Source organism: Gluconobacter sp. P5H9_a, assembly GCF_018812085.1.
Taxonomy (GTDB): Bacteria; Pseudomonadota; Alphaproteobacteria; order Acetobacterales; family Acetobacteraceae; genus Gluconobacter.
The window spans coordinates 24,179-32,019 of record NZ_JACRVW010000023.1 but is presented as its reverse complement, the minus strand read 5'-3'; the positions used below and the strand labels follow the sequence as shown (position 1 = coordinate 32,019).

Here is a 7,841-nt window from a genome sequence, read left to right as displayed (position 1 = left end):
CTGGTCATAAGCAGCCTGATACGGCGCAATATAMACCTGGAACAGCTGCTGCCCTTTTTTGACGTCCGCACCCTGCTCAAAGTCACGCGMGACAATCACACCATTCACCTGCGGCCGGATCTGCGCCTGTTCATAGGCATCCGTTCGGCCGGGAAGAGACGTCTCCAGCGTAACCGGCTGGGTTTGCAGCGTCATGACGCCAACAGGCTGTGGCGGCAATTGCGGAGCGGCAGCTTTCTTCTGACAGCCCGCTACGGCGAGCGGCACCATGCAAAAAGTAATAAACCCGCTTACGGAACGAAAATAGTCTCTTTTGCAGGTGCAAGGGTTATGAGGCGCTGGAGGCGCGTATCTTCGATGAGGCATTATGTCCGAAATCGCTCTGAAGGCTTGAGAATTCTCAGTTTGACTGCGCAACATAGCCAAGGACAAAAATGTCTATTAGATCATAAAAACAGCATAGTCTTATGAAAAAACAATATGAATGATAGACAACTTATTCCAAGCACATATTAAGCCATTACGGCAGATGTCAATGAAATGATATGTGCAGATGGGTTAGGTTGATCGTTAGAAAGTACCCCTCTGCATCAACAGTAATCGCCTGCCTTTGATCCAGACAATCCGGTAACCCGGCAATTAGAATACCAGAAAATTATCGAGTTATTTATAAACTAAATTTATTTTAGTATACATCATGATAAATAGATCACTATAATTGGAAAATTAAGAATTATTAATAAGTAAAATCTATAAGCTCATGCGATTTTTCCTTATCGGCAGGATCCGGAGGCCAGTGGGGGGCCAACAATTCGGCTGCGGGCGTATATGCCGCATGTTTTCCCTCTTGGACAGGCTGCACATGAGAGTGAACTGGTTGCCGAGGACACCATTGAATATGCGGACGTAGACAAACGATACCAGCAGTCCACCTTTGCGAGCCATTTCGTCGAAGTCGGTGTCAATGGATTTACCGGCGAAGTCCGTATCCGCCGGATGCTGGCCGTCTGCTCCGCAGGCCGCATTCTAAACCCCAAAACCGCCCGAAACCAGGTCATCGGTGCCATGACCATGGGCGCTGGCGCAGCCCTCATGGAAGAACTGGCAGTCGATACCCGACGTGGCTTCTTCGTCAATCACGATCTGGCGGGTTACGAAGTCCCCGTACATGCTGATATCCCTCATCAGGACGTGATTTTCCTTGATGAAGTAGATCCCCTGTCCTCTCCGATGAAAGCAAAAGGGGTCGGGGAATTGGGGCTTTGTGGCGTGGCAGCAGCGATTGCCAATGCTGTGTATAATGCAACAGGGGTCCGTGTCCGTGATTACCCCATCACGTTAGACAAGCATCTGGCTCATCTTCCCCGGATGTCTTGAACACTTCCGTAAAAGTTACAYAACCTGGCCAACCACGAGTGGTTCATACAGATTGATGTCTCTTTCCGAAGTGCCCTTTACTCTCTAACACAAGAACAAATCAGCCTGTCGTTTGAAGCGTTGGTATGTCTTCTTATCCGTCATATGCGTGTGACTCTGTTATGATTACTTCCATTTTGGATGGAATGATCTTCCGCCTTACCCGTAGATGAGAAGACACTCTGGAGACAGAATACTTCCAGTTCACGACCCTGCACCTTGCAACGTGGTCGTTTCGACTTTCTGGAAGGATCATACCATGCGTTTTTCACTGCCACATGCTGCTCTTCTGGCCGCCTCAATCGCAGCTCTCCCGGTCGTCGCGTCTGCCCAGACGGTTACGAGCCCAGCTCAGGTTCAGTCCGGCACCTATGCCATAGAACCGGGTCATACGCAGGTGGGGTTCTCCCTGCTACACTTCGGATTTACTTATTATAACGGGCTTTTCTCCAATGTTTCCGGCACGCTGGAGCTGAATTCCAAGACGCCAGCTGCTTCCAAGCTTTCCGTAACGATTCCGGTCGCATCCGTGCAGACGACCAGCAACAAGCTGACGGAAGAACTCAAGAGTGACCAGTGGTTCGATGCGGCAAAGTTTCCGAACGCCACGTTCGTTTCCACCGAGGTCAAGCGCACTGGCAAGGATGATGCCATCGTGACGGGTAATCTGACCTTGCATGGCGTTACGAAGCCGGAAACACTGAAGGTGCATTTTGTTGGTGCGGGCATCAACCCGATGGACAAGAATTACACAACAGGTTTTGAAGCCACGGCTACGATCAAGCGCAGCGATTTCGGCGTGAAGATGTATATCCCGCATGTTGGTGATGACGTGACACTGCGCATCGCCGGCGCTTTCGAAAAGCAGAACTGATCACATGAAAACTGTCCCGGTGCGCCCTGAAAAGGCATTGCGATATGGGGTGGTGGCCATTGCCCTTCACTGGCTGCTCGCCATCGGGATTCTGACCCTGATCGGCATGGGGCTGATCATGGATCACGTTTCCCTCGACCCGATGCGCATGTTCCAGCTCTATCAATTGCACAAGTCCATCGGGATCACCGTTTTGTTGCTGGTCTGCTTACGGGTGGGATGGCGTCTGACCCATGCGGCGCCGGCCCTTCCGGACAGCATACCGGTCGGGGAACGCCGGATGGCCTATATGGCTCATCTGGCCCTGTACGGATTGCAGATTCTTCTGCCGCTTAGTGGGTGGGCCATGGTTTCGGCCTCCGTGATGGGGATTCCAACTGTTCTGTTCGGCACGGTGCCCTGGCCGGACCTTCCTATTCTGGCAACGCTTCAGAACAAAAACCCAGTTGAAGCCGTTCTGAAGGGCGTTCACCATTGGGCCGCATGGACACTGGCTGGGCTGATCACTCTGCATGTCGCAGCCGTTTTGCGCCATGCGTTCATTCTGCGAGATTCCATACCCGTTCGCATGCGGCCTTGGCCGGTTAGACCGTCACGTCACAAACGGTTGGAGAATTGATACAATGGTATTCACGAAAACGATCGCGGCCCTGACACTTGCGGCAGGCTTTTCTCTCCCGCTGTCTGCCATGGCTGCAGACTGGGTACTCGATCCGACGCATAGTATGCTGTCGTTCTCAGGTAAGCAGACAGGTCAACCGTTCACGGGTCATTTCGGATCATTCGATGGCACCATTTCCTTCGATCCAGAACATCCCGAAGCAGGCCGTGCGCATGTGACAATTGCCCTGTCGAGCGCCACCACGGGAGATCGTCAGCGTGATGGCGCCCTGCCAGGGCAGGACTGGTTCAATGTTGCCCAGTTTCCATCAGCAGTGTTTGATGCGCAGAGCTTTCGCGCCCAGGGTGGTAATGCTTATGATGCCGTTGGAACACTGACCATTCGTGGGATCAGCAAATCAGTCATCCTGCCTTTCACGCTTGATATCAATGGCGCGACGGCGCATGCCAAAGGGCATCTGGATATTGTTCGCTCCTCGTTCGGAGTTGGGCAGGGAGCATGGGCAACCGGGCAATGGGTCGCTCTGGACGTGAGCGTTGATCTGGACATCACGGCGCAGCGAAAGCCCTGAAACATTCAAGAGCCTCCAGTTTCTTCCGCGGGTTTTACCGTGGACCATATTGCACTGACGGTGAACGACGCTGAGAAGGTCGCGGCCTTCTATCAGAAGGTTGTCGGCCTTGACGTTCTGGCACATGACGAGAGATGATGCACCTCGGCGTGGGGGATAACACCCTCCTCGAACTGCGACAGGACAAACACGCACGACATCGCTCTTTCCGGGAAGCAGGTCTGTTTCATACGGCGTTCCTGCTTCCATCCCGCCCGGAATTGGCACGCTGGATCAATTACGCGATTGAACAGACACTCCCCGTTGCTGGCGCATCGGATCATGATGTCAGCGAAGCCCTTTATCTTTCTGATCCGGAGGGGAAGGGTGTCGAAATCTATGCCGATCGTCCTGCGTCCACATGGGTCTGGAAGGATGGTAGGGTTCGTATGGGTAGCCCCCCTCGATATTCCCGGCCGCCTAACAGGCGCAGGGTGCACGTTGGGAAGGTGCACCGGATGGGACGCGTGTCGGGCATGTCCATCTTCAGGTTGGCGCTATTGAACCTGCAGAGGATTTCTATGCCTGGGAACTCGGGCTCGACATAACCTGCCGGTATCCGGGAGGCACGTTCTATGCGGCGGATGGCTATCATCACCATATCGCCACCAATATCTGGAATAGCCGCGGCGCCGGACAGCGCGGTTTCCCCTCGACAGGGCTGGCAGAAGTGGCACTTTCGGAAACCCGGTCTGTGCCGAAAGGACTGATAGAGCGTTCTGTTCAAAATCCGTCTACGGCGGATGTGACGATTGAAGATCCTTGGGGAACATCAATCAGACTACGAACCCGAACGGCACTCTGAAGCCTGCCGCAGACCAGGGCAACTGATCCAGATAAGGGGATGCACGTGTCAGACGACCACTTCTACACCTATCGACCTGAAGACGGACACGGTCTTCTGCATGATCCCTTCAATGCCATCATTGCGCCCAGGCCGATCGGCTGGATTGCAACGGTTGATGAGCAAGGGGCTTCCAATCTGGCACCTTACAGCTTTTTCAATGCGTTCAACTATACCCCGCCGATTATCGGGTTTTCCTCGATCGGCTGGAAAGATACGGTTCGGAATGCGAAAAAGACTGGAGAATTTGTCTGGAATCTGGTGACACAATCTCTGGTTGATCGGATGAACCTGTCTTCAGCGGCTTTTGAACAAGAGATTGATGAATTCGAGGTAGCGCGACTGGAGAAAACTCCGTCCTGCCATGTTCGACCACCACGGGTTGCTGCCAGTCCGGTGCAGTTCGAGTGCCGTGTCACACAAGTCGTGCAGCTTGAAGCCTCGTCCGGGGACTGTCTGGAAACCTGGCTGACGTTGGGTGAAGTGGTGGAGATCCATATAGATCGCTCTCCTGTGCGCGACGGGATTTATGACACTGCGGCGGCGCGTCCCGTTCTGAGGGCAGGCGGGCCCGGGTGGTATTCAGAAGTGACCGAAGGATCCATGTTCGATCTGCGGCGGCCATCCTCCTCTGAGGCGGCTCTGGCCGAAGGGATCGGTCTGCCCGTTCTGCCGCCCAAACCCTGAAAGGTTCTTACCAGCCTTCGTCCCATTCTGGCTGCCCCTTGAAATGGTCCGACAGGAAGTCGGACAGGGCGCGCACTTTTGCAGCAAGGTGTCGCGCGGGTGGGTAGAGAGCATGGATGCCCAGGGCCGGTGGTTCAAAGTTTCTTAGCAGGGGAAGGAGTTTTCCTTCCCGCATTTTGGAGCCTGCGATGAAACTGGGTAGGCATGCAATGCCAAGACCGCGTTCAGCAGCGGTCAGGCAGGCTTCTCCGTTGGAAAAGGCAAGGCGTCCGTTGACGGGAACCTGAATTGCCTGCCCTGATACGGCATCGCGGAATGTCCAAGTATTGGGCGTGCGGAAATTGGTATCAATGATGCAGGTCTGTTGCGACAGATCTTCAGGGCGCTGCGGCGTGCCGTGGGTCGCGATATAGTCAGGTGAGGTGACGGTGACAATCCGGGCGTCGCACAGTCTTCGAACAATCAGGCTACTGTCTGGCAGACGGCCAATACGCACGGCGATATCGAAGCCGTCTTCCACCAGATCAGCCAGTCGGTCCGAAAAGCTGACATCAAGACTGATACCGGGGTAATGTTCCGCAAATGCCAGCAGAGCAGGCACTAGCTGGACAGCCCCGAACGACATTGGCGCCGTGATCCGCAGTCGGCCTGATGGGGCGCCGGAAGTCTGGCGGATGGACGCATCCAGCGCATCCCGCTCCTCGAGCAGGATCTTGATGCGTTCATAGTAGACCTGCCCGATCTCCGTCGGAGAGAGGGCGCGGGTCGTGCGCTTGATCAGTTGTACGCCCAGATCGGCTTCAAGACGGGACAGCATCTTGGAAGCCTGCCCGCTGCTGACCCCCATTCGCCCGGATGCCGCAACGAAACTTCCTGTCTCCAGAACGGCAACAAACAGGCGGTCAAGGGTCAGGCGATCCACAGTACAGTCCTTAGGGCCGTGGCGTCCCTGGAAGCAGGGATATCCGCACAAAGTCCAGAGCCCGAGCCGCTCCGGCAGATGTAAGAGCATGGCCGACGCCCGGCAGAATGTCACATATGACGGTCATGCCAAGGGTGCTCAGGATCTCTGCGGCTTTTGGCGCTTCCTGCACCGGCATGATGGGATCGGCATCCCCATGGACCAGCAGGATGGGTGTCTGCTGCGCGGGAGTATAAGGCGCAGGTGAAGCCAGACGGCCTGAGAAGGCAACGACACCCGCGACAGGCCACCGGCCGGAGACGACGGCATCCAGCGCCATGATGGATCCTTGAGAAAAACCGACAAGAACCACCCGGTCCAGCCGGTTCTCAAAACCTGCCTCAGAGATGCAGGCATGGAGTGTTTCGTCAAAAGCCTGGCGAGTTGCGACGATGCGCTCGGCCCGGTTGCTTTCCGTCACGCCCTTGATGCTGAACCATTGTCGACCACTCGAGGCGCAATCAAACGGAAATGGGGCATCAGGGGATGCAAATGCGACGAGGGGGAGATCTGTGCGCCATTGTGCCAGCAATGGCGCGAAAACAGCGCCCTGGCTCCCCACCCCATGCAGGAAAATGACCAGACCCGCTTTCATGTTTGCGCCCCCGATGAACGGCTTGCCACGGGTAGATGTGCGGCCCATGCCAGATCCGGACCAAGCGGCACAATACCATTAGGGTTGAGGGTCTTGATGGAGTAATAGCCGCGCTTGATATGGTCGAGATTCACGGTTTCCGCCACGCCTTTGACAGTCAGCATCCGTTCCAGATGGCGGGTCAGGTTCGGATAATCCGCTATGCGACGAAGGTTGCATTTGAACAGCCCATGATAAGCGGCATCAAAGCGGACGAGTGTCACAAACAACCGAATGTCACTTTCCGTCAACTGCTCTCCGACCAGCCATGAGGCGCCACTGGACAGACGCTCTTCCAAGGTGTCCAGCATGCCGAAAACATCCGCGAATGCTTCATCATAGGCTTGCTGGGTTGTCGCAAACCCTGCGCGATAGACACCATTGTTGAGGCGCGCGTACAGCACGTCATTCAGGGCGTCGATATCGCCGCGGAGCGTTTCGGGATAGAGATCGTAATGTGAGTACGCCAAAGTACCAAAACCGGAATTGAACATTCTCACGATATCGGCAGACTCGTTGTTCACGATTGTCTGTTTTTCTTTGTCCCAAAGGATGGGAACCGTTGCACGGCCCGTATAATGCGGATTGGCACGCGTATAGAGTTCATACACCCATGTCGCACCATTGAGTGTATCGAAATCTGCTCCAGGATAAAGCCCGAAACGCCAGCCCTGATCCGTAAGAGAGGGTTCGACAACCGATACCGATACGACATCCTCCAGCCCTTTCAGGCTACGGGCGATGAGCGTGCGCGAGGCCCAGGGGCAGATCAAGGCGACATAAAGGTGATACCGTCCTTTTGCTGCTGCAAAGCCGCCTTCTCCCGTGGGTCCGGGTCTTCCGTCGGGGGTAATCCAATTGCGAAAAGATGAGGTCTGCCTGACAAAGCCGCCTTTCGCGTCCTTGGCCTGAACAGGCTGCCAATTCTCACTCCATTTCCCATTGACCAGCATTAAAAGTTTCCATTCCTGCAATGTGCGATGAGCTTCTGGAAAATGATCAACAATACGACCTTGTTCCAGATGTGTACGCCCATTCTTGTTTTCTAATCTTTCCAGTCAGAGACAATTAGAGGACCAAATCGCAGAGCACTTCTTCCTTCTTGGAACGAATCTCCAGAGCGAACTTGGTCATGTTTGATGACGCAGTACGCTGGTATGAGAAAAGTTTAGGAAATCGCTAGGCGATTTCCA

At 54.7% G+C, this 7,841-nt stretch carries 10 protein-coding genes and 1 pseudogene; 7 read left to right on the top strand and 4 right to left on the bottom strand.

Annotated elements, in window-relative coordinates:
* A pseudogene (locus KP708_RS14700) lies at positions 1-270 on the bottom strand (efflux transporter periplasmic adaptor subunit); the annotation flags it as partial.
* A gap of 558 nt (positions 271-828) precedes the next feature.
* On the opposite strand from KP708_RS14700, the gene KP708_RS14695 reads away from it, so the two are divergent.
* The 7 genes from KP708_RS14695 (at position 829) to KP708_RS14665 (ending at position 5,053) form a co-directional block, all read left to right on the top strand.
* Entirely contained in the window at positions 829-1,377 is a 549-nt protein-coding gene (locus tag KP708_RS14695) for a molybdopterin cofactor-binding domain-containing protein (protein ID WP_305798412.1), read from the top strand.
* Positions 1,378-1,675: 298 nt separating this feature from the next.
* Positions 1,676-2,290: a YceI family protein gene (locus KP708_RS14690; RefSeq protein WP_215751331.1), complete on the top strand. Its 615-nt coding sequence runs from the start codon at positions 1,676-1,678 to the stop codon at positions 2,288-2,290.
* Positions 2,291-2,294: 4 nt separating this feature from the next.
* A complete protein-coding gene (locus KP708_RS14685) occupies positions 2,295-2,909 on the top strand; it encodes a cytochrome b (protein WP_215751330.1) in 615 nt (204 codons plus the stop codon).
* Between the two features lie 4 nt (positions 2,910-2,913).
* Positions 2,914-3,483, top strand: a complete 570-nt coding sequence (locus KP708_RS14680) for a YceI family protein (RefSeq protein ID WP_215751329.1) — start codon at positions 2,914-2,916, stop codon at positions 3,481-3,483.
* Between the two features lie 39 nt (positions 3,484-3,522).
* Positions 3,523-3,621: a VOC family protein gene (locus KP708_RS14675; protein WP_215751328.1), complete on the top strand. Its 99-nt coding sequence runs from the start codon at positions 3,523-3,525 to the stop codon at positions 3,619-3,621.
* Complete coding sequence (locus KP708_RS14670) at positions 3,618-4,070, top strand: hypothetical protein (RefSeq protein WP_215751327.1); 453 nt, start codon at positions 3,618-3,620, stop codon at positions 4,068-4,070. Before KP708_RS14675 ends, KP708_RS14670 begins: the two co-directional genes overlap by 4 nt.
* A 302-nt stretch (positions 4,071-4,372) precedes the next feature.
* Entirely contained in the window at positions 4,373-5,053 is a 681-nt protein-coding gene (locus KP708_RS14665) for a flavin reductase family protein (protein ID WP_371822795.1), read from the top strand.
* 7 nt (positions 5,054-5,060) lie between these two features.
* On the opposite strand, the gene KP708_RS14660 is transcribed toward KP708_RS14665, so the two are convergent.
* Genes KP708_RS14660 through KP708_RS14650 form a run of 3 tightly spaced genes read right to left on the bottom strand, consistent with a single transcriptional unit; the run spans position 5,061 to position 7,601 of the window.
* Complete coding sequence (locus KP708_RS14660; RefSeq protein WP_371822794.1) at positions 5,061-5,975, bottom strand: LysR family transcriptional regulator; 915 nt, start codon at positions 5,973-5,975, stop codon at positions 5,061-5,063.
* Positions 5,976-5,985: 10 nt separating this feature from the next.
* Complete coding sequence (locus KP708_RS14655; protein WP_252347582.1) at positions 5,986-6,657, bottom strand: alpha/beta hydrolase; 672 nt, start codon at positions 6,655-6,657, stop codon at positions 5,986-5,988.
* Complete coding sequence (locus tag KP708_RS14650; protein WP_215751324.1) at positions 6,606-7,601, bottom strand: glutathione S-transferase family protein; 996 nt, start codon at positions 7,599-7,601, stop codon at positions 6,606-6,608. The genes KP708_RS14655 and KP708_RS14650 overlap by 52 nt, the downstream gene beginning before the upstream one ends.
* Between the last annotated feature and the right edge of the window lie 240 nt (positions 7,602-7,841).

Bases quoted from the DNA above. Each gene is read 5' to 3' on its own strand.
- KP708_RS14695 (WP_305798412.1), top strand. From the start codon at position 829: ATGCCGCATGTTTTCCCTCTTGGACAGGCTGCACATGAGAGTGAACTG.
- KP708_RS14690 (WP_215751331.1), top strand. From the start codon at position 1,676: ATGCGTTTTTCACTGCCACATGCTGCTCTTCTGGCCGCCTCAATCGCA.
- KP708_RS14685 (WP_215751330.1), top strand. From the start codon at position 2,295: ATGAAAACTGTCCCGGTGCGCCCTGAAAAGGCATTGCGATATGGGGTG.
- KP708_RS14680 (WP_215751329.1), top strand. From the start codon at position 2,914: ATGGTATTCACGAAAACGATCGCGGCCCTGACACTTGCGGCAGGCTTT.
- KP708_RS14670 (WP_215751327.1), top strand. From the start codon at position 3,618: ATGATGCACCTCGGCGTGGGGGATAACACCCTCCTCGAACTGCGACAG.
- KP708_RS14655 (WP_252347582.1), bottom strand. From the start codon at position 6,657: ATGGGCCGCACATCTACCCGTGGCAAGCCGTTCATCGGGGGCGCAAAC.
- KP708_RS14650 (WP_215751324.1), bottom strand. From the start codon at position 7,601: ATGCTGGTCAATGGGAAATGGAGTGAGAATTGGCAGCCTGTTCAGGCC.